Origin of the sequence: Micromonospora sp. NPDC007220 (assembly GCF_040634035.1) — a bacterium.
In the GTDB taxonomy this organism is placed as follows: Bacteria; Actinomycetota; Actinomycetes; order Mycobacteriales; family Micromonosporaceae; genus Micromonospora; species Micromonospora reichwaldensis.
In genome coordinates this window covers 362,615-381,883 of the sequence record NZ_JBEYEU010000003.1, presented here as the reverse complement: position 1 = coordinate 381,883, position 19,269 = coordinate 362,615, and the positions used below count along the sequence as shown (strand labels likewise).

15 protein-coding genes are annotated in these 19,269 nt (G+C 74.3%); 11 read left to right on the top strand and 4 right to left on the bottom strand.

Annotated elements, in window-relative coordinates:
* Nucleotides 1-4: 4 nt before the first annotated feature.
* On the bottom strand, nucleotides 5-1,231 hold the full coding sequence (locus ABZ573_RS10100; RefSeq protein ID WP_358117232.1) for a CAP domain-containing protein: 1,227 nt from the start codon (nucleotides 1,229-1,231) through the stop codon (nucleotides 5-7).
* A 374-nt stretch (nucleotides 1,232-1,605) separates the two neighbouring features.
* Here ABZ573_RS10100 and ABZ573_RS10095 point away from each other — a divergent pair, with 374 nt between their 5' ends.
* The 3 genes from ABZ573_RS10095 to ABZ573_RS10085 all read left to right on the top strand — a co-directional run bounded on the left by ABZ573_RS10095 (nucleotide 1,606) and on the right by ABZ573_RS10085 (nucleotide 6,351).
* Nucleotides 1,606-1,800 carry a hypothetical protein gene (locus tag ABZ573_RS10095; RefSeq protein ID WP_091621030.1) on the top strand — a complete coding sequence of 65 codons (195 nt, stop codon included), beginning with the start codon at nucleotides 1,606-1,608 and terminating at the stop codon, nucleotides 1,798-1,800.
* 319 nt (nucleotides 1,801-2,119) lie between these two features.
* Complete coding sequence (gene smc, locus ABZ573_RS10090) at nucleotides 2,120-5,731, top strand: chromosome segregation protein SMC (protein ID WP_358117228.1); 3,612 nt, start codon at nucleotides 2,120-2,122, stop codon at nucleotides 5,729-5,731.
* Nucleotides 5,731-6,351: an HAD-IA family hydrolase gene (locus tag ABZ573_RS10085; protein WP_151455315.1), complete on the top strand. Its 621-nt coding sequence runs from the start codon at nucleotides 5,731-5,733 to the stop codon at nucleotides 6,349-6,351. Before smc ends, ABZ573_RS10085 begins: the two co-directional genes overlap by 1 nt.
* A 29-nt stretch (nucleotides 6,352-6,380) precedes the next feature.
* On the opposite strand, the gene ABZ573_RS10080 is transcribed toward ABZ573_RS10085, so the two are convergent.
* Together ABZ573_RS10080 and ABZ573_RS10075 are read right to left on the bottom strand one after the other, a co-directional pair.
* On the bottom strand, nucleotides 6,381-6,902 hold the full coding sequence (locus ABZ573_RS10080; protein ID WP_151455316.1) for a DinB family protein: 522 nt from the start codon (nucleotides 6,900-6,902) through the stop codon (nucleotides 6,381-6,383).
* A 112-nt stretch (nucleotides 6,903-7,014) separates the two neighbouring features.
* Complete coding sequence (locus ABZ573_RS10075; RefSeq protein ID WP_358117225.1) at nucleotides 7,015-8,727, bottom strand: alkaline phosphatase D family protein; 1,713 nt, start codon at nucleotides 8,725-8,727, stop codon at nucleotides 7,015-7,017.
* Between the two features lie 150 nt (nucleotides 8,728-8,877).
* Here ABZ573_RS10075 and ftsY point away from each other — a divergent pair, with 150 nt between their 5' ends.
* The 8 genes from ftsY (at nucleotide 8,878) to ABZ573_RS10035 (ending at nucleotide 18,558) form a co-directional block, all read left to right on the top strand.
* Nucleotides 8,878-10,065, top strand: a complete 1,188-nt coding sequence (gene ftsY / locus ABZ573_RS10070; RefSeq protein ID WP_151455318.1) for a signal recognition particle-docking protein FtsY — start codon at nucleotides 8,878-8,880, stop codon at nucleotides 10,063-10,065.
* A gap of 7 nt (nucleotides 10,066-10,072) precedes the next feature.
* Nucleotides 10,073-10,936 carry an aminoglycoside phosphotransferase family protein gene (locus ABZ573_RS10065; protein WP_192581443.1) on the top strand — a complete coding sequence of 288 codons (864 nt, stop codon included), beginning with the start codon at nucleotides 10,073-10,075 and terminating at the stop codon, nucleotides 10,934-10,936.
* A 193-nt stretch (nucleotides 10,937-11,129) separates the two neighbouring features.
* Nucleotides 11,130-12,575, top strand: coding sequence for an ammonium transporter (locus ABZ573_RS10060; protein ID WP_358117221.1), 1,446 nt, complete (start codon nucleotides 11,130-11,132; stop codon nucleotides 12,573-12,575).
* A gap of 25 nt (nucleotides 12,576-12,600) precedes the next feature.
* The gene (locus ABZ573_RS10055) at nucleotides 12,601-12,939 is read left to right on the top strand and encodes a P-II family nitrogen regulator (protein ID WP_176733926.1); all 339 of its coding nucleotides are present in this window, start codon (nucleotides 12,601-12,603) and stop codon (nucleotides 12,937-12,939) included.
* Between the two features lie 12 nt (nucleotides 12,940-12,951).
* Nucleotides 12,952-15,345: a [protein-PII] uridylyltransferase gene (locus ABZ573_RS10050; RefSeq protein ID WP_358117218.1), complete on the top strand. Its 2,394-nt coding sequence runs from the start codon at nucleotides 12,952-12,954 to the stop codon at nucleotides 15,343-15,345.
* 181 nt (nucleotides 15,346-15,526) lie between these two features.
* Entirely contained in the window at nucleotides 15,527-17,086 is a 1,560-nt protein-coding gene (gene ffh / locus ABZ573_RS10045) for a signal recognition particle protein (RefSeq protein WP_151455319.1), read from the top strand.
* Nucleotides 17,083-17,409 carry a Uma2 family endonuclease gene (locus ABZ573_RS10040; RefSeq protein WP_358117342.1) on the top strand — a complete coding sequence of 109 codons (327 nt, stop codon included), beginning with the start codon at nucleotides 17,083-17,085 and terminating at the stop codon, nucleotides 17,407-17,409. The genes ffh and ABZ573_RS10040 overlap by 4 nt, the downstream gene beginning before the upstream one ends.
* A 69-nt stretch (nucleotides 17,410-17,478) precedes the next feature.
* The gene (locus ABZ573_RS10035) at nucleotides 17,479-18,558 is read left to right on the top strand and encodes an amidohydrolase family protein (RefSeq protein ID WP_358117215.1); all 1,080 of its coding nucleotides are present in this window, start codon (nucleotides 17,479-17,481) and stop codon (nucleotides 18,556-18,558) included.
* 92 nt (nucleotides 18,559-18,650) lie between these two features.
* Here the strand turns inward: ABZ573_RS10035 and ABZ573_RS10030 are convergent, their stop codons facing one another.
* On the bottom strand, nucleotides 18,651-19,253 hold the full coding sequence (locus tag ABZ573_RS10030; protein ID WP_151455321.1) for a TetR family transcriptional regulator: 603 nt from the start codon (nucleotides 19,251-19,253) through the stop codon (nucleotides 18,651-18,653).
* Nucleotides 19,254-19,269 lie beyond the last annotated feature (16 nt).

The window sequence follows — 19,269 nt, the reverse complement described above, 5'->3', positions numbered from 1 at the left end:
GCGTTCAGCGCGGCGCGGCGAAGACCTGCGTCCAGTACGGCCCGTTGCTGTTCGCGACGCCGACGCCGATCTCGGTGAAGGCGCAGTTCAGGATGTTGGCCCGGTGTCCGGAGCTGTTCATCCAGGCGTCCATGACGGCGGCCGGCGTCTTCTGGTTCCAGGCGACGTTCTCGCCGTAGGTGCGCCAGGAGTAGCCGACCCGGTCCAGCCGGGTCCCGACGTTGCTGCCGTCGCTGCCCGTGTGCGACATGTTCCGGTGGTCGGCCTGGTCCTGGCTGTGCCGCTGGGCGGCGGTCGTCAGCTTGTCGTCGACGCTCACCGCGCCGCAGCCGGCCTTGGCGCGCTCGGCGTTGACCAGGGCGACCACCTGGCTGGCCTGGCTACCGCCCCCGCTGCTGACCGGGGCCTTCGTGCCGCCGCCGGCCGGCGCCGTGCTCCGCTCGGCGCTGCGCCGCGAGGGCGCGGTGGTACGCGACGGCGCAGGAGTCGACCTGGTGCTCTTCGTGGCCGACGGGGTGGGCCTGGCGGTGGTCGGCGCGGTGCTCGGGGTGGCGCTCGGGGTGGGCGGGGCGAGCGTGTCGCCGGGCGCCGGCTCGCCGCCCGGCAGCACCGGGGCGGCGGCGACCGTGTCGTCGACGGCGGTGGGGTCGGTCGCCGGGCCGTCGGTCAGCGCGACCGCGCCGACGCCGAGGCTCACCACCAGCGTGGCGGCCGCGGCGGCACCGCCGATCACCAGCGGGCGGGGGAAGCGGCGGCGGGGGCGGTGGCGGCCCTCGGCGGTGGCCGGCGCCGTCGCGGCCGGGGCGGCCCGGAGCGCGGCGAGGTCGACGGGGGCGGTCGGGTCGTCGACCGGCCAGGCGCCGGCGGTCCGGTCCGCGGGGAAGGGGCGCTCCGCCGGGTACGCCCCGTCCGTCGGGCTGGCGGACCCGGCGGCCCAGCGGGGGTCCGGCTCGGCCTGCCAGCGGTCGGTGGGCTCGGGCCGCCAGGTCGCGGTCGCGTCGGTGGTCTGCGGCTGCCAGGTCCCGGCCGGCGCGGCGGGCTCGGGCTGCCAGCGGGCGGTCGGCTGGTCGCGGTGCCACTCGTCGGCGGGCTGCTCCGGGTCGTCCCCGAAGAGGTAGGCGGACCTCGGCTCCGGACGGTCGGTGAGCCAGGCCGGCGGCTCCTCGCCCAGCGGCTGCTCGCGGCGCCGGTCGGCGCCGTCCGGGTGGTTCGGGTCGGTCCAGCCGTACACGCCTCTGCCTCCAGGGGGTCGGTTGCGGGCCGGGGTGACGCTACGTGGCGGGCGTGAACAGCGGCAACGTGGCTAAGGAAGAGTTAAGGGGAAGCCGGACGGCAGGGTGGGGACTTCCCGGGATCCGAGGCGTAGAGTCAAGGTGTCCGGACAGAGTGTGTCCGCGCCTTGTGGCAGCCCCCCGGCAAGTGGCCAGGTCGACGTGGAAATGATCTACGGCCTGCGAGAACTTGACGAAAGAGGGGGTGTCGGCTCAATATGTAGGTGTCGCCAGTCGCGCCCGGTCATGCCCAGAATCGCCTGGGATGACAGCCGCGTACACATTTGGGCGCGCGTTGGCCGGCCCTTCCGGCAGCGCATATCAAGGAGTCAACATGGCTAAGGCCCTGTACGGCCACGTAGGTGCGGCGCCCGATCGGCGTCTGCTCGACGAGGTCACCCGACTGCGTACCACGGTTCGGGCTCTGGAGTTCGAGATCACGCGGCTGCGTGCCGAGAACGATCGGCTCGCGGCGGCTGCGGCGGAGGCGGACGATCTGCTCCGTCTGGCCGAGCCCGCACTGACCTGATCTCCAGATCGCAAAACTGAATCGCATCACGCAAAAAGAGCGCGCCGACACTTCTGTGCCGGCGCGCAGCTCTGTCCGCACCCCTTTTCGCCGCACCAATTCGTGATCTTGTGCGGCCCGCCGCGACGATTCCCGTACGACTCCGGCCGACGGATGGTCCGCGCCCGGGCGGGCCGGCCCGCGTCACCTGGGACGGGCGCCCGGCGGTCGCCAGGCGGGTCGCGTGCCCGGCGGTTCCCGGTCCCGGGTTAGTCTGCGGGTTCACCCAGGTCCGCGCAGCCGGCGACGGTACGGCGGCCACCGGACGAGGATCGAGAAGGTGCATCTCAAGAGCCTGACGGTGAAGGGCTTCAAGTCCTTCGCCTCCGCGACGACGCTCAAGCTGGAGCCGGGGATCACCTGCGTGGTCGGCCCCAACGGCTCCGGCAAGTCCAACGTCGTCGACGCCATCGCCTGGGTGCTCGGCGAGCAGGGCGCCAAGGCGCTGCGCGGCGGCAAGATGGAGGACGTCATCTTCGCCGGCACCGCCGGCCGGGCCCCGCTGGGCCGGGCCGAGGTGACCCTCACGATCGACAACACCGACGGCGCGCTGCCGATCGAGTACACCGAGGTGTCGATCACCCGCCGGATGTTCCGCTCCGGCGAGAGCGAGTACGAGATCAACGGCGACACCTGCCGGCTGCTCGACATCCAGGAGCTGCTGTCGGACTCCGGCATCGGCCGGGAGATGCACATCATCGTCGGCCAGGGGCGACTCGACGGGATGCTGCACGCCAAGCCGGAGGACCGGCGGTCGTTCGTCGAGGAGGCGGCCGGCGTCCTCAAGCACCGCAAGCGCAAGGAGAAGGCGCTGCGGAAGCTCGACGCGATGCAGACGAACCTCAACCGGCTCACCGACCTCACCGCCGAGCTGCGCCGCCAGCTCAAGCCGCTGGGCCGGCAGGCGGAGGTGGCCCGCCGTGCCGCCGCCATCCAGGCCAACCTGCGCGACGCCCGGCTACGGCTGCTCGCCGACGACCTGGCCACCCTGCGCGCCACCCTGGACCGGGAGATCGCCGACGAGACCGCCGTGCGCGAGCGGCGCGAGCAGGTCGAGGCCGAACACACCGAGGTGCAGGCGCGGCTGGCCGAGCTGGAGGCGGCCCTCGCCGAGGACGCGCCGCTGCTGGCCGCCGCGCAGGACACCTGGTACAAGCTCTCCGCCCTCTCCGAGCGGTTCCGCTCCATCGAGCAGCTCGCCCGGGAACGGCTGCGGCACCTCAGCGCCACCCCCGACGACGAGCGCCCCGGTCGCGACCCCGAGCAGTTGGAGGCCGAGGCCGAGCGGATCCGGGAGCAGGAGGAGGAGCTGCGCGGCGCGCTCACCGACGACCAGATCCGGCTGGCCGAGGCCGTCGAGCACCGCCAGGAGCTGGAGCGGCAGCTCGCCGCCGCCGAACGCGAGCTGGTCGCCGCGGCCAAGGCGATCGCCGACCGGCGGGAGGGCCTGGCCCGGCTGACCGGTCAGGTCAACTCCGCCCGCGCCCGGACCACCAGCGCCGGCGAGGAGATCGAGCGGCTCGCCACCGCGCACGCCGACGCGCTGGCCCGGGCCGACCAGGCCCAGGCCGAACTCGACGCGGTCGCCGAGCAGTCCACCGAGGCGGACCGGGACAACGCCGACCTCGACGCCCGGCACGCCGAGGCGGTCGCCGCCCAGGAGCGGGCGCAGGCCACCGTGCGGTCACTTACCGACGCGGAGCGGACGGCGGAGAAGGACGCCGCCACCTGGAAGGCGCGGGAGGAGGCGCTCGCCCTCGGCCTGCGCCGCAAGGACGGCGCGGGCGCGCTGCTGGCCCGCGCCGACGAGGTCCCGGGCCTGCTGGGCAGCCTGGCCGGGCTGCTCACGGTCGCGCCCGGGCAGGAGGCCGCGCTCGCCGCCGCGCTCGGCGGGCTCGCCGACGCGGTCGCGGTCAGCGGCGTCGACGAGGCGGTCGAGGCCATGCGGCTGCTGAAGATCTCCGACGCCGGTCGCGCCGGCCTGCTGGTCGGCAGCCCCGCCGGGCCGGGCATGGACGGGCCCGCCGACGCGCTGCGGCCGAAGCTGCCCGACGGCGCCCGCTGGGCGCCCGACCTGGTGGAGTGCTCCCCGCAGCTCCGCCCGGCGGTGCACCGGGCGCTGCGCGACGTGGTGCTGGTCGACGACCTCGCCGCCGCGGCCGAGGTGGTCGCCGGCAACCCGGAGCTGCGCGCGGTCACCCCCGACGGCGACGTGGTGGGGGCGTACGCGGCGGCCGGCGGGTCGGCCAAGGCGCCCAGCTTCATCGAGGTGCAGGCCGCCGTCGAGGAGGCCCGGTCGAACCGGCTCGCCGCCGAGGTCACCGGCGCGGAGCTGCGCGAACAGCTCGTCGACGCCCGCGCCGAGGTGGCCGCGGCCAAGGAGACGGTGCAGCACGCCGCCGCCGCCAAGCGGGAGGCGGAGAGCCACCGCAACGCCGCCGCCCGCCGGCTGGCCGAGCTGGGCGCCGCGGCCCGCTCGGCGAAGGCGGAGACGGACCGGCTCGGCGAGTCCCGGGCCCGCGCGGAGGCCGCCCGGGAGCGGGACCTGCTCACCCTGGCCGAGCTTGAGGAGCGGCTGCGGCTGGCCGAGGAGACCCCCGTCGACGCGGAACCCTCCACGGAGGAACGCGACCAGCTCGCCGCGATGGTGCCGCAGGCGCGGCAGAACGAGATGGAGGTCCGGCTCGCGGTGCGTACCGCCGAGGAGCGGGTCTCCTCGATCGCCGGCCGCGCGGACTCCCTGCGCCGGCAGGCCACCGCCGAGCGGGCCGCGCGGGAACGCGCGGCGGCCCGGCGCGCGGCGCGCACCCGGGGCGCCGGGATCGCCCGGGCCGTGGCGGGCGGGGCCCGGGAGGCCCTCACCCGGCTGGCCACCTCGATCGCCGCGGCCGAGGAGCACCGCGACGCCGTGGCGCGCGAACGCGCCGCCCGCGAGGCCGAACTCCAGGAGGTACGCGGCGCGGCCAAGCGGCTCGGCGCGGAGCTGGAGCGGCTGACCAGCCAGGTGCACCGCGACGAGGTGGCCCGCGCCGAGCAGCGGCTGCGCATCGAGCAGCTGGAGGCCAAGGCCGCCGAGGACTTCGGCCTGGACGTGGAGACCCTCGTCGCCGAGTACGGCCCGGCCCAGCCCGTCCCGCCCACCCAGGCCGACGTGGCGACGGCCGAACGCGACGGCCTGCCGGTGCCCGAGCCGGTCCGCTACGAGCGGCCGGTGCAGGAGAAGCGGGCCGCCAAGGCGGAACGGGAACTGGCCCTGCTCGGCAAGGTGAACCCGCTGGCCCTGGAGGAGTTCGCCGCGCTGGAGGAGCGCTACAAGTTCCTCTCCGAGCAGCTGGAGGACCTCAAGGCCACCCGCCGGGACCTGCTCACCGTGGTCAAGGACGTCGACGACCGGATCCTGGAGGTCTTCGCCAGCGCGTTCGCCGACACGGCCCGGGAGTTCCAGCAGGTCTTCACCGTGCTCTTCCCCGGTGGCGAGGGGCGGCTCGTGCTCACCGACCCCGACGACCTGCTCACCACCGGCATCGAGGTCGAGGCCCGCCCGCCGGGCAAGAAGATCAAGCGGCTGTCGCTGCTCTCCGGCGGAGAGCGTTCGCTGACGGCGGTGGCGATGCTGGTGGCCATCTTCCGGGCCCGGCCCAGCCCGTTCTACATCATGGACGAGGTCGAGGCGGCGCTCGACGACGTCAACCTGGGGCGGCTGATCACGCTGCTGGCCCAGTTGCGGGAGAAGAGCCAGCTCATCGTCATCACGCACCAGAAGCGGACGATGGAGGTCGCCGACGCCCTGTACGGCGTGACCATGCGCAACGGGGTGACCCAGGTGATCAGCCAACGGCTCAACCGGGCCGACGGAGACGAGCGGCGTGGCCGCGGCGAGGAGAACGAGTAGTGGGTCGGGAACGGGCGACGGCGCTCCTGGTGGACTTCGACGGCGTCCTGCGCAGGTGGGACCCGGCGGTGGCCGCCGGGGTGGAGCGGGAGTACGGCCTGTCCGACGGCGTACTCACCGAGATCGCCATGCAGTGGGGGCGGCTCCAGCCGGTGCTGACCGGCCGGGTCAGCCACGCCGACTGGATGGCCAGCGTGGCCGACGCGCTGGCCGACTCCGTGGGCGGCCCCGAGCGGGCCCGGGCGGCCGTGGAGCAGTGGCAGCGCTACCGGGGCGAGGTGGACCCGGAGGTGCTCGCCTTCGTCCGCGAGGCGCGGGCCGGCGGCATCCGCGTCGGGCTAGGCACGAACGCCACGGACCTGCTCGATGCCGACCTCGCCGCGCTCGACCTGACGGACGAGTTCGACGTGGTGGTCAACTCGTCCAGGGTCGGGGTGAACAAGCCGGCGAAGGAGTACTTCCAGGCGGCCTGCGAGGCCCTGGAGACCCCGGCGGCCCGGGTGCTCTTCGTCGACGACGAGGACTGGGCGATCCGGGGCGCCCGGGTCGCCGGCCTGTCGGCGCTGCGCTGGAGCGGCCCGGCCGACCTGCGGTACGCGCGGGCCGCCCTGGCGTACTGACCGGTTCCGTCCCGCCCCGGCGGGGGCTACTACTCGCCCGTGACGCCGTCGATGCGTTCGCGGATCAGGTCGGCGTGGCCGTTGTGCCGGGCGTACTCCTCGATCATGTGCACGTAGATCCAGCGCAGGTTGAACGTCCGGCGCTTCGGGCCGACCTCGGTGAAGGTCTCGTCGAGCGAGCGGCCGGCGGCGGCGGCGCGGGCCAGCGCCACCTCCCGGTGGTAGGTGGCGAAGTCGGCCTCGGCGTCGGCGGCGCTGACGTCGTGGTCGGCGTCCGGGTTGTCGGGCGTGAAGTAGGGGTAGTCGACCTGCTGGCCGGCGAGGTTCTCCCGGAACCACCAGGCCTCCACCTCGGCCAGGTGCCGGACCAGGCCGAGCAGGGTGAGCCCGGAGGGCTCGACGCTGGGCGTCTTCAGTTGTTCGGCGGTCAGCCCGGCACACTTGAGCAGCAGGGTCTGCCGGTGGAAGTCCAGCCAGCCCTCCAGCATGGTGCGCTCGTCGCCGACGTAGGGCTCGGGGGTCCGGGTGATCTCCGGTGCTCGCCAGGTCATGCCGGTCATCCTGGCTGGCACCTCCGACAACCGGCGAGCGGTTTATCGGGGTGCCGGCGCGTGGGCGGTGGCCGCCCGGCGCGGGTGGGCAGGCCGGGGCGCGGCGGGAGGCTCACCCGCCGGGGGTCAGGCCCTGCCGCATGACCTCGCGCAGGTGGCCGTCGCTGGTGGTGCCCTCGATCGTCACCTCGGCCGTCCGGCCGGCGTGCACCAGCGTGGCGACCGCGTTGCCGAAGTACGGCCCGGCCAGCCGCTTCCAGCGGAACGGCGGGCGGCGTACGCCGGCGGTGCGGGCCAGCGCCCGGGTGGCCCCGGACGGCCCGGACGACCAGCCCAGCTTCATCAGCGGGCGCATCCCGGCCGGGACCTGGTTGTGGATGGGCGAGCAGGTGAGCTGGTGCACCGGGGTGACCACGCTCCGGTCGTCGAACCGCGCCCGCGCCACGTACGAGTGGTGCACGTCGCCGGAGAGCACGCTGATCGACGCCGGTGGCGCGTACGCCGGGCCGGCCCCGACGCGCTCGCCGGGCTCGCCGGGGGTGCCGCTGCCGAGGCGGGCGAAGAGCGCGCCGAGCGCGTCGAACGAGCGGCGGAACGCGGCCCAGTGCTCCAGGTCCAGCCCCCGGCGCAGCTTCTCGGCCAGCCGGGCGACCCAGGGCCGCCGCGAGTCGGCCAGCTTCTCGTTCCACGCCTCCACGTGGTGGATGCCCGGCGGCAGCAGCCAGGGCAGGGACGCGCCGACCACCAGGTGGTCGTAGACGCCGTGGGCGCGGTCGAGGAACCACGACCACTCGCCCGGGGGCAGCATCGCCCGCTGGCCCGGCTCCAGCACCCGGCTGCACCGGTTGTCGAGCATGACCAGCCGGGTCCGGCCCAGGTCCAGCGCGTAGCTCCACTGGTACTGCACGGCCCGCCACCGTTCGGTGTCGTGGGCGAGGTCGGCCTCGGTGTCGACCCGCTGCCCGAACTCGCGCAGCACGCCGGTGGCGTCCTCCGCCGCGACGACCTTGGCGTAGACCGGGTCGGCGGCGATCTCGTCGGGGGAGAGGTTGCCCAGGTGCTGGTAGACCCAGTACGAGGCGAGGCCGCTGGTGATCCGCTCCGCCCACCACGGCTGCTCGCGCATGTCGGAGCGCCAGGAGGCCGAGGTGTTCCAGTCGTCGATGACCTCGTGGTCGTCGAAGATCATCACGCTCGGCACGGTGGAGAAGAGCCAGCGGATCTCCGGGTCCCGCCAGGACTCCAGGTAGAGCTTCGTGTACTCGTCGAAGCTGACCACCTGGTCGCCCGGCGCGCCCTTCGGCCGGCGGCGGCGCCGCTTCAGCAGCCGTCGGACCGTGGGCGACGTCACGTCCGCGTAGACCTGGTCGCCGAGGAGCACCAGCAGGTCGGGCACCTCGGTCGTAGCCGGGTCGGCCATCAGCCGCCGGGCGTACGCGTCGAGGGCGTCCGGGGGCAGCCGCCGGGTGGTGGCGTGCTGGGTGGTCTCCCGGCAGGAGCCGAAGACCAACCGGACCGGCTGATCGAGGTCGTCGGCCGCCCGGGTGCGGATCACGCTGGGCGGGAAGTCGCCCTTCGGCACCGGCCAGGCGACCTCGTCGTCGATCAGCACCTCGTAGGTGGTGGCGCTGTCGGGGGTGAGCCCCTCCACGACGACGAGCGCGTAGTGGTGGTCGTACGCCGAGAAGGTGGGCGCGGTGCCGCCGGCGCCGTCGGCGGTGCGGACGGTGACCACCGCGGGCGCGCTGGTCTCCACCCAGACGGTGGCCGTCGTGCCGACCACCCTGCGGAGCAACGGGCCGATGAGCAGGTGTGCCGCGGGCATGGTCGACCTCCAGATGAGCGGACTTCATCTTTACTACCCGGCCGGCGGTCGCACCACTGCTGGCTGTGAGCGAGCCTACCGCCGGCCTCCGCGGACCCGGTCGGGAGCGGTGGCTGGGACAGCTTCGCCGGCATCTGACAGGATTCCGGCATGACCGAATACCTCCTCATCGCGCTCGCCCTGCTCGGCGTGCTGATCCTTGGCGGCATCGGGCTGGTCGTGCCGCGGTTGCGCCGGCGACCGGAGCCGCCGCTGCCGAAGACGGAGGTCGACACCCGGGCCGAGGAGGACCTGGCCGGCCCGCCGGTCCAGGCACCGGAGGCCGAGTTGTCCACCGGGATCCTGGTGGAGCCGCCGGTGGTGGAGGCCCCGGCACCGGTGCTGGAGGTCCCCGAGCCGACCGCCGGCCGGCTGGTCCGGCTGCGCTCGCGGCTGTCCCGCTCGCAGAACGTCTTCGGCAAGAGCCTGCTCGGCCTGCTCAGCCGCGACCACCTCGACGAGGACACCTGGGAGGAGATCGAGGACAGCCTGATCACCGCCGACGTCGGCGTCGACGCCACCCGCGACATCGTCGACCGGCTGCGCGAGCGGACCCGGGTCCTCGGCACCCGCTCCGGCGGCGAGCTGCGCGCCCTGCTCGCCGCCGAGCTGGTCAACGCGCTCGACCCGACCCTGGACCGGTCCCTGCGGACCGCGCCCAAGGAGGGCGTGCCGGCGGTCGTGCTGGTCGTCGGCGTCAACGGCGCGGGCAAGACCACCACCTGCGGCAAGATCGCCCGGGTGCTCGTCGCCGACGGCCGCAGCGTGCTGCTCGGCGCCGCCGACACCTTCCGGGCGGCCGCCGCGGACCAGCTGGAGACCTGGGGCGGTCGGGTCGGCGCGGAGACCGTGCGGGGCCCGGAGGCGGCCGACCCGGCCAGCGTGGCCTTCGACGCCGTCAAGCGGGGCATCGACACCGGCGTGGACACCGTGCTCATCGACACCGCCGGCCGGCTGCAGAACAAGATCGGCCTGATGGACGAGCTGGGCAAGGTCAAGCGGGTGGTGGAGAAGCACGGCCCGATCGACGAGACACTGCTGATCCTCGATGCCACCACCGGGCAGAACGGGCTGGAGCAGGCCCGGGTCTTCACCGAGGCGGTCAACGTGACCGGTGTCGTGCTCAGCAAGCTCGACGGCACCGCCAAGGGCGGCATCGTGATCGCCGTGCAGCGCAAGCTGGGCATCCCGGTCAAGCTGGTCGGGCTCGGCGAGGGCAAGGACGACCTGGCCCCGTTCGACCCCGCCCAGTTCGTCGACGCGCTGCTCGGTACCGAGCCGCTCGCCCGGGACGCGTAACCTCGCAGTGACGACCGACGATCGCGCCTACGCCGGGTGGCGCGACCCCAGCCACCCGTCGACGGGCCTCGGGAGACCGTACGTGACTTCGCAGGAGATCCCGCTGCACGGCGGGAACGTCAGCACCGTCGTCCGGGTCGGCGACACGGTCCGGCGCAACGCCGGGCCGTGGACGCCCTCGGTGCACGCCCTGCTGCGCCACCTGGAGTACGTCGGGTTCACCGGCGCCCCCCGCGCGCTCGGCATGGACGAGCGCAACCGGGAGGTCCTGTCGTACCTGGAGGGGGAGTGCGGGGAGTACCCGCTGGCCCCGCACTGGGTCACCGACGAGGCGCTGGTGACCGTCGCCACCATGCTCCGCATGTTCCACGACGCCCAGTACGGCTTCGTCCCGCCGCCGGGCGCGGTGTGGCGCTCGTTCGGACCGCCGCCGCCGGACACCGAGGTGATCTGCCACCACGACGCCGCCCCGCACAACGTGATCTGGCGGCCCGACGGCACCCTGGGGCTGATCGACTTCGACCTCGCCTCGCCCGGCGCCCGGATCTACGACGTGGCGTACGCGGCCTGGACCTGGGTGCCGATCTTCTCCGACCGGGACTCGATCACGCTCGGCTGGAAGCACCCCGACCGGCCGCGCCGGCTGCGCCTCTTCGCCGACGCGTACGGGCTCATCCCCCGGGACCGGCACCGGCTGATCCGGACCATCCGCAAGCGGATCGTGGACCACGTGGAGGGCATCCGCCGGATGGCCGCCGCCGGTGAGCCGGCCTTCGTCCGGATCGTGCACAAGGGGCACCTGCGCCGGCCGATGCGGGACCTGCGGCTGCTCGACTACGAGCGCAACGCCCTGGAGTACGCGCTGCGCTGAGCGGTCCGTGCTGTCGGCCGCGCCGGCCGGCGGTGAGCTTCTCTTCACACGTCCGAAACAACCCGTCACCGTTCGGAAATCGACGGGTGACGCTGGGGGAAACAGGGAGCGAGCAGGCTTCCGCCCATCCGGCGTACGGGCGACGCTGCCCCGGAAGCCGTGAAGGAGGGAACTTCACCTTTAGGAGGCCAGCGTGCCTGAGGCACCCACGATCGATTCCGGCAACACCGTGTGGTTGCTGGTGTCGACGGCGCTCGTGCTGCTCATGACGCCCGGACTGGCGCTGTTCTACGGCGGCCTCAACAGGTCCAAGGGTGTACTGAACATGATGATGATGAGCTTCTCCGCGATCGGGCTCATCTCCGTTTTGTGGTGGTTCTACGGTTTCAGCATCGCCTTCGGTAGCGATGTCAACGGGCTCTGGGGCGACCCGGGCGCCTACCTCGGTACCAAGACCTTCCTCGCCGAGACCGACCTCTGGGGCGCGACGGCGGAGAACCCGAGCGGCATCGGCGTCCCGCTCTACGTGTTCATGGCCTTCCAGATGATGTTCGCCGTGATCACCGTCGCGCTGATCAGCGGCGCGATCTCCGACCGGGCGAAGTTCGCCGGCTGGCTGCTCTTCGCGTTCGGCTGGGCGACGCTTGTCTACTTCCCGGTCGCGCACTGGGTGTGGGGCGGCGGCATCATCGGCGGCGACCTGCACGCGCTCGACTTCGCCGGCGGCACCGCCGTGCACATCAACGCCGGCGCGGCGGCTTTGGCCCTGGTGCTGGTGCTCGGCAAGCGGCTCGGCTGGCCCCGGGAGGGCATGAAGCCGCACAACATCCCGCTCGTCGCGCTCGGCGCGGGACTGCTCTGGTTCGGCTGGTTCGGCTTCAACGCCGGTTCCGAGCTCACCGTCGACTCGGTCGCCGGCCTGGCCTTCATCAACACCCAGCTCGCCACGGCCGCCGCCGTGCTCGGCTGGATCGTCGTCGAATGGATCAAGGACAGGAAGCCGACCCTGGTCGGCGCCTCGTCCGGTGCCATCGCCGGCCTGGTCGCCATCACCCCGGCCTGCGGCTTCATCGCCCCCTGGGCGGCGGTGCTGCTCGGTCTCGTCGCCGGGTCGGTCTGCGCGCTGGCGATCAGCCTCAAGTACAAGCTCGGCTACGACGACTCGCTCGACGTGGTCGGCGTGCACTTCGTCGGTGGCTGGATCGGCTCGCTCTGGCTCGGCCTCTTCGCCACCAACTCGGTCAACGGCGCGATCACCGACGTGATCGGCGCCTCCGACGGGCTCTTCTACGGCGGCGGGGTGACCCAGCTCGGCCGGCAGGCCCTGGCCGGCCTGATCGTCACCGTCTGGTCCTTCGCGGTGGCCTGGGTGCTCGCCTTCGGCATCGAGAAGACGATCGGCTTCCGCCTGCGGGCCGAGGACGAGGTCGGCGGCATCGACATCGCCGAGCACGCCGAGAGCGGCTACGACCTGTCGCCGGCCACCGGCAGCGGCGGGGGCAGCGCGTTCGCCATGGCCGGGCTGACCGGCGCCAGGCCGGCGACGGAGCCGGCGACCGCGCCTGCCGAGCCCACCGTGCCGGCTGCCGAGCCGGCCGAGCCGGCCGCCGGGTCCGCCGCCGAGACGGTCGCCCGTTAACGTTCCTGGGATGGAGGGGTTGGACATGAAGCTGGTGACCGCGGTCATCAAGCCGTACCAGCTGGACGCGGTGAAGGAGGCCCTGCACGCCCTCGGCGTGGCCGGCCTGACCGTCAGCGAGGTCCAGGGCTACGGGCGGCAGAAGGGGCACACCGAGGTCTACCGGGGTGCCGAGTACACGGTCGAGTTCCTGCCCAAGATCCGGGTGGAGGTGCTCACCGACGAGATCGACGTCGACAAGATCGTGGACGCCGTCGTCGGCGCCGCCCGGACCGGCAAGATCGGAGACGGGAAGGTCTGGGTGACCGCCGTCGAGGAGGTCGTCCGGGTCCGTACCGGCGAGCGCGGCCTCGACGCGCTCTGACCGGCCACTGACATGACCTCGTCGACCAGGAAGAACGCGTCGGGACACACCGGCAACGGCGCCGCCGCCCTCCTGGTCGACGAGGTCGTCGGCGTCGACGGCGGCATCGGGGCGACGGCGCGGGCCGCGCGGGCCGACGCGTACGACCGGTGGCTGCGCGGGCTGCTGCCGCAGCGGCCCGGGGTGGCGCTGATCGCCGTGGGCGGGCTGGGCCGCCGGCAGTGCGCGCCGCACGGCGACCTCGACCTCGTCCTGCTGCACGCCGGGGTGCCCGGCGTGGACGAGCTGGCCGCCTCGGTCTGGTATCCCGTGTGGGACGCCGGGCTGCGGCTGGACCACTCCGTCCGGACCGTCGCCGAGGCGCTCTCCGTCGCCCAGGACGACGTGAAGGTGGCCCTCGGGCTGCTCGACGCGCGGCTGGTCGCCGGGGACGCCGCGCTCGCGGACACCCTCGTCCGCACCGCCGCCGACCACTGGCGGCGCACCGCCGTACGCCAGCTCCCGGCGCTCCGCGAGATCACCGCCGCCCGCTGGGCCGCCCACGGCGAGCTGGCGTTCCTGCTGGAGGGCGACCTGAAGGAGGCGGCCGGCGGGCTGCGCGACGTGGGCATCCTGCGGGCGATCGCCACCGCCGGGATCACCGACGCGCTGCGCCCCGCCGTCCGCGCCGCGCACCTGCGGCTGCTCGACACCCGGGACGCGCTGCACCGGCAGGCCGGCCGCCGGGTCGACCGGCTGGTCGCCCAGGAACGCGACGGGGTCGCCGCGCTGCTCGGGCTCCGGCAGTCACCGGCTGGCGGGTCCGACACCCCGGCCCTGCTTTCGCCGCACGCCCCGCGGCTGCTCTCACCCGGCGCGTCCGACGCCGCGTTGCGGGCCGGCGCCGCCGAGTCGATCGGCGACGGGGACACGCTGCTGCGCCGGGTCGCCGGGGACGCCCGGACCGTCAGCCACGCCCTCGACGACGCCTTCCGCGCCGCCGACCGGCTCCGCTCCGGCCGCCGCCGGGGCGGCGACGGGCGTCCGCTGCGCCGACCGGTCGCCCGGGACGTCGTCGAGCACGACGGCGAGCTGGTGCTGGCCCGCACCGCTATCGGGGCACGCCCCGACCCGAGCCTGTCGCTGCGGGTCGCCGCCGCCGCGGCCGTCACCCGGCTGCCGATCGCCCGGGCCACCTGCGAGTGGCTGGCCGCGTACTGCCCGCCGCTGCCGGCGCCGTGGCCGGCCGAGGCCCGGGCCGCGCTGGTCACCCTGCTCGGCGCCGGTCCCGGCCTGGTGCCGGCCTGGGAGACCTGCGACCGGTACGGGCTGATCGAGGGCTGGCTGCCCGAGTGGACCCGGCTGCGCAGCCTCCCGCAGCACAACCCCGTGCACCGGTTCACCCTCGACCGGCACCTCGTGCAGACCGCCTACGAGGCCAGCCGACACACCCGCGAGGTGGACCGCCCCGACCTGCTGCTGCTCGGCGCACTCCTGCACGACGTCGGCAAGGGGCTTCCCGGCGACCACAGCACGGTCGGGGTGCCGCTGGCGGAAGCGGTGGCCGCCCGGATCGGCCTGCCCGCGCCGGAGGTGGCGCTGATCGGCACGCTGGTCCGGCTGCACCTGCTCCTGCCCGACGTGGCCACCCGGCGGGATCTCGCCGACCCGGTCACCATCGCCGGGGTGGCCGAGCGGGTCGGCGACCCGACCACGCTGGACCTGCTGCACGCCCTGGTGCGGGCCGACGCCGCCGCCACCGGCCCGGCCGCCTGGTCGGACTGGAAGGGCCGACTGGTCGCCGAGCTGGTCACCCGGGTACGGACCGCGCTGGACACGGGCGCGCTGCCCGCCCCGCCCGCCCCCGACCCGGCCCTGCTGGCGGGGCCCCTGCCGGTCGTACACCTGACGGCCGACCGGGTGGCGGTGGCCGCGGCGGACCGGCGCGGCCTGCTCGCGACGGTGGCCGGCTGCCTGGCGCTGCACCGGCTGGAGGTGCTCTCCGCCGACGCCTCCACCGTCGACGGCCGGGCCCTGGTCGAGTGCCGCGTGCAGCCCCGGTACGGGCTCGCGCCCGACCCGATCGCCCTCGGCGCCGACCTGCGCCGCGCGGTGAACGGGGACGTCTCGGTCACCCAGCGGCTGCGCGGCCGGGCCCTGGCGGCGCGGTCCGAGGGGGCCGCGCCCCGGGTGGTGTGGCACCGCGAGGCGGCCACCGACGCCGTGCTGCTGGAGCTGCGCGCCGCCGACGCGGCGGGCCTGCTCTACCGGGTCACCTGCGCCCTCGACGAGGCCGGCGCCCAGGTGCGGGCGGCCCGCATCTCCACCCTCGGCGGCGACGTGGTGGACGCCTTCTACCTCGTCGGCGGCTGGCCGGACGACGCCGCCCGGGCCCGTCTGGAGGCGGCGGTGCTGGCCGCCGTGTGACGATGTGCCTCCCGCCGGCCCGGGGAGCCTCGGCGCGCGCGGGCGTGCCGGCGCTCATCCGCGCCCCGGCTGTGCCCGGCCCGGAGCGGCCGTGCGGCCCGGCCGGCTACCCTAGCGGTGGCCGGACACCTCGCCCGGTCGCCGATGTGCCCGCCGGAACACTGACAAACGGGATGTTCGCGTGTTTGACACCTTGAGTGACCGCCTGTCCGGGATCTTCACCAAGCTCCGCGGCAAGGGTCGGCTCACCGACGCCGACATCGACGCCACCGCGCGCGAGATCCGCCTCGCGCTGCTGGAGGCGGACGTCGCGCTGCCGGTGGTCAAGGGCTTCATCGCCAACGTCAAGGAGCGGGCGCGCGGCTCCGAGGTCTCCCAGGCGCTCAACCCGGCGCAGCAGATCATCAAGATCGTCAACGAGGAGCTGATCAACGTCCTCGGCGGCGAGGGGCGGCGGCTCCAGTTCGCCAAGCAGCCGCCGACGGTGATCATGCTCGCCGGCCTCCAGGGTTCCGGTAAGACCACCCTCGCCGGCAAGCTGGCCCGCTGGCTCAAGGCCCAGGGCCACCAGCCGCTGCTGGTCGCCGCCGACCTCCAGCGCCCCAACGCCGTCGGGCAGCTCCAGGTGCTCGGTGGCCGCGCCGGCGTCGAGGTGTACGCCCCCGAGCCCGGCAACGGCACCGGCGACCCGGTGCAGGTGGCGCGCGCCTCGATCGAGCACGCGAAGCGGGCCGCCCGGGACATCGTCATCGTCGACACCGCCGGCCGGCTCGGCATCGACGCCGAGATGATGCAGCAGGCCGCCGACATCCGCGACGCGGTCGAGCCGGACGAGGTCATCTTCGTCATCGACGCCATGGTCGGCCAGGACGCGGTGCGCACCGCCGAGGCGTTCCGCGACGGCGTGGGCATCACCGGCGTGGTCCTCTCCAAGCTCGACGGCGACGCCCGCGGTGGCGCCGCGCTGTCGGTGCGGGAGGTCACCGGGCAGCCGATCCTCTTCGCCTCCACCGGCGAGAAGCTGGAGGACTTCGACGTCTTCCACCCCGACCGGATGGCCAGCCGGATCCTCGGCATGGGCGACGTCCTCACTCTGATCGAGCAGGCCGAGCAGGCCTTCGACACCGATCAGAAGGAGAAGATGACCGCCAAGCTGATGGGCGGCGAGCAGTTCACCCTGGAGGACTTCCTCGACCAGCTCATCGCGGTCCGGCGGATGGGCCCCATCGCCAACGTGCTGGCCATGATGCCGGGCATGGGGCAGATGAAGGACCAGCTCGCCGAGGTCGACGACAAGCACTTCGACCGGGTCACCGCGATCATCCGGTCGATGACCCCCGCCGAGCGCACCAACCCGAAGATCATCAACGGCTCGCGCCGGGCCCGCATCGCCAACGGCTCCGGCGTCACGGTGATGGACGTCAACCAGCTGCTCAACCGCTTCACCGAGGCGCAGAAGATGATGAAGCAGATGGGCGGCATGATGGGCCTGCCGGGCGGCGGCCGGCGCAAGGCGACCAAGTCGCCGAAGAACAAGCGCAAGGGCACCAAGGGCGGCAACCGGCCGCGCGCCGGGGCGGGCGCCGGGATGCCGGGCGGCTTCCCGGGCGGCATGCCGCAGCTCCCGCCGGGCATGGACCCGAACGACCTGGCCGGCGGCCAGGGCCTCCCGCCGGGCTTCAAGCTGCCGAAGATCGACTTCAACAAGCTCGGCAAGGGCGGCGACGGCCGGCCCCGCTGACGCGTGTCGCTGGCGACCGCTCGCCCGTCCCCGTCGAGGACGCGCTGCTGGCCGTCGAGGTCCTCTCGCCGACCTCGACGTTCCGCGACCTCTACGACAAGGCGAAGGTCTACGCGCACGCCGGGGTGCGGACGTACTGGGTGGTCGACCCGCTGCACGAGCGGATGACCCTCACGGAAGACACGCTCGGCCCCGCCGGCGAGTACGAGGCGGTGACGCACACCGAGGACCTCTTCGTCGCCGAGCGGCCCTGGAAGGTCTCCGTCGACCTGCCCGCGCTGACGGCAAGGCGGGCCGGGCTGCTGGCGCGCGACGAGGGCTGAACGCCGCCGGCCCGCGCGGGGCGGGAAGAATGGCGGCGGACCGCCCCCTTTCGCGCAGACGGAGGACGCATGGCCTGGCACGTACGCGGCGTGGTGCTGCCCGACGACGAGGTCCGTGACCTGTGGCTGGTCGGCGACCGGGTCACCTTCACCCCTGTTGCCGGCGCGGAGACGATCGCCGACGGCGGGTTCGTGCTGCCCGGCCTGATCGACGCGCACTGCCACATCGGCATCGCCCGCGGCGGCGCCCCGATCACCTCGCTCGACCAGGCCCGCGAGCTGGCCCGCGTCGACCGGGACGCCGGGGTCCTCGCCATCCGCGACGCCGGGTCGCCCTACCCGTACCCCGAACTCGACGACGAGCCCGACCTGCCCCGGCTGGCCCGCGCCGGCCGGCACGTCGCGCCGCCGAAGCGCTACCTGCGCGACATCGGCGTCGAGGTCGGCGCGGCGGAGGTGGCGGCGACGGTGGCCGTGCAGGCGCGCGCCGGCAACGGCTGGGTGAAGCTGGTCGGCGACTGGATCGACCGGGGGGTGGGCGACCTCGCCCCGGCCTGGGACGCCGACACCATGGCGGCCGCCGTCCGGGCCGCGCACGCCGCCGGGGTACGCGCGGCCGTGCACACCTTCTCCGAGTCGGCCGTCGAGATCATGGTGCGCGCCGGGGTGGACTCGGTGGAGCACGGCACGGGCCTCAGCCTGGACCTGATCGACGAGATGGCCCGCCGGGGCACCGCGCTCATCCCCACGATGATCAACATTCGGACCTTCGGCGGAATCGCCGAGCAGGCCCGGGAGAAGTTCCCCGGCTACGCCGAGCACATGCTCGCGCTGCGCGACCGCTTCCCCGAGGTGGTCCGTTCGGCGCACGAGGCCGGGGTCCCGATCTACGTGGGCACGGACGCGGGCGGCGGCATCGACCACGGCCTCGCCGCGGAGGAGATGCTGCTGCTGCACGAGCAGGCCGGCATGTCCACCACCGACGTGCTCGCCGCCGCGTCCTGGCGGGCCCGCGAGTGGCTCGGCTTTCCCGGACTGGTCGAGGGTGGCCTGGCGGACCTCGTCGTCTACGCCGAGGACCCGCGCGCCGACCTGCGCGCCGTACGCACCCCCGCCCGCATCGTGCTGCGCGGTCGCGTCGTCCGCTGACCCGCCGCGCCGGGGCGTCGGCGCGGATGCTCCCGGTCGGGCCGGTGGCGCTCCCGACCGGCGGCGCGGCGCTGCCCCGGGGCGGCGCCCGGTCAGCCGGTGTGGGCCTGGGTGACCGCGTGCAGGAGCAGGTACACCGCGAGGTCGGCGAGGGCGGCGGCGGTCTGCGCGACGGGGGCGCCGGGCAGGACGATGTGGCTGATCACCAACCGGACGACCGAGTCCGTGGCGAACGCGACGGCGTTGCGGTCGGCGCCCGGCAGCACGCCGTCGGCCCACTCCAGCAGCACCTCGGTGGCCTCGGTCAGGACCAGCTCCGACCGGGTGGTGAGGTAGGGCAGCAGGTCGTCCGAGCCGCCCCGGGAGCTGGTCAGGACGGCCTTGATCAGCGGGTCGTCGGCCGCCTGCGTGAGGGTGTGCGAGATGGTGGCGTGCGCGGCGGCCCGCACGTCGTCGCCGTGGGCGCGCAGCAGGGCGCGTACGTCGCCGACGAACCGGTCGACCTCCCGCCGGGCGAGCGCCTCGGCCAGCCCCGCCTTGGTGCCGAACTCGTTGTAGACCGTCTGCCGGCTGACCCCCGCCGCGCGCGCGACGGCGCCCATCCGGACGCCGTCCCAGCCGGTCGCGATGGTCAATGCCCGGGCGGCCTCGACGATCGCGTCCCGGGAACGGGTGCCGTCCCTCACCTCGCCCATGGTGGTCGAATCCTAG

What these genes read in the sequence shown, in the direction of transcription:
- ABZ573_RS10095 (WP_091621030.1), top strand. Translation starts at nt 1,606, where the DNA reads ATGGCTAAGGCCCTGTACGGCCACGTAGGTGCGGCGCCCGATCGGCGT.
- ABZ573_RS10080 (WP_151455316.1), bottom strand. Translation starts at nt 6,902, where the DNA reads ATGACCTGGCGAGCACCGGAGATCACCCGGACCCCCGAGCCCTACGTC.
- ABZ573_RS10075 (WP_358117225.1), bottom strand. Translation starts at nt 8,727, where the DNA reads ATGCCCGCGGCACACCTGCTCATCGGCCCGTTGCTCCGCAGGGTGGTC.
- ftsY (WP_151455318.1), top strand. Translation starts at nt 8,878, where the DNA reads ATGACCGAATACCTCCTCATCGCGCTCGCCCTGCTCGGCGTGCTGATC.
- ABZ573_RS10055 (WP_176733926.1), top strand. Translation starts at nt 12,601, where the DNA reads ATGAAGCTGGTGACCGCGGTCATCAAGCCGTACCAGCTGGACGCGGTG.
- ABZ573_RS10050 (WP_358117218.1), top strand. Translation starts at nt 12,952, where the DNA reads ATGACCTCGTCGACCAGGAAGAACGCGTCGGGACACACCGGCAACGGC.
- ABZ573_RS10035 (WP_358117215.1), top strand. Translation starts at nt 17,479, where the DNA reads ATGGCCTGGCACGTACGCGGCGTGGTGCTGCCCGACGACGAGGTCCGT.
- ABZ573_RS10030 (WP_151455321.1), bottom strand. Translation starts at nt 19,253, where the DNA reads ATGGGCGAGGTGAGGGACGGCACCCGTTCCCGGGACGCGATCGTCGAG.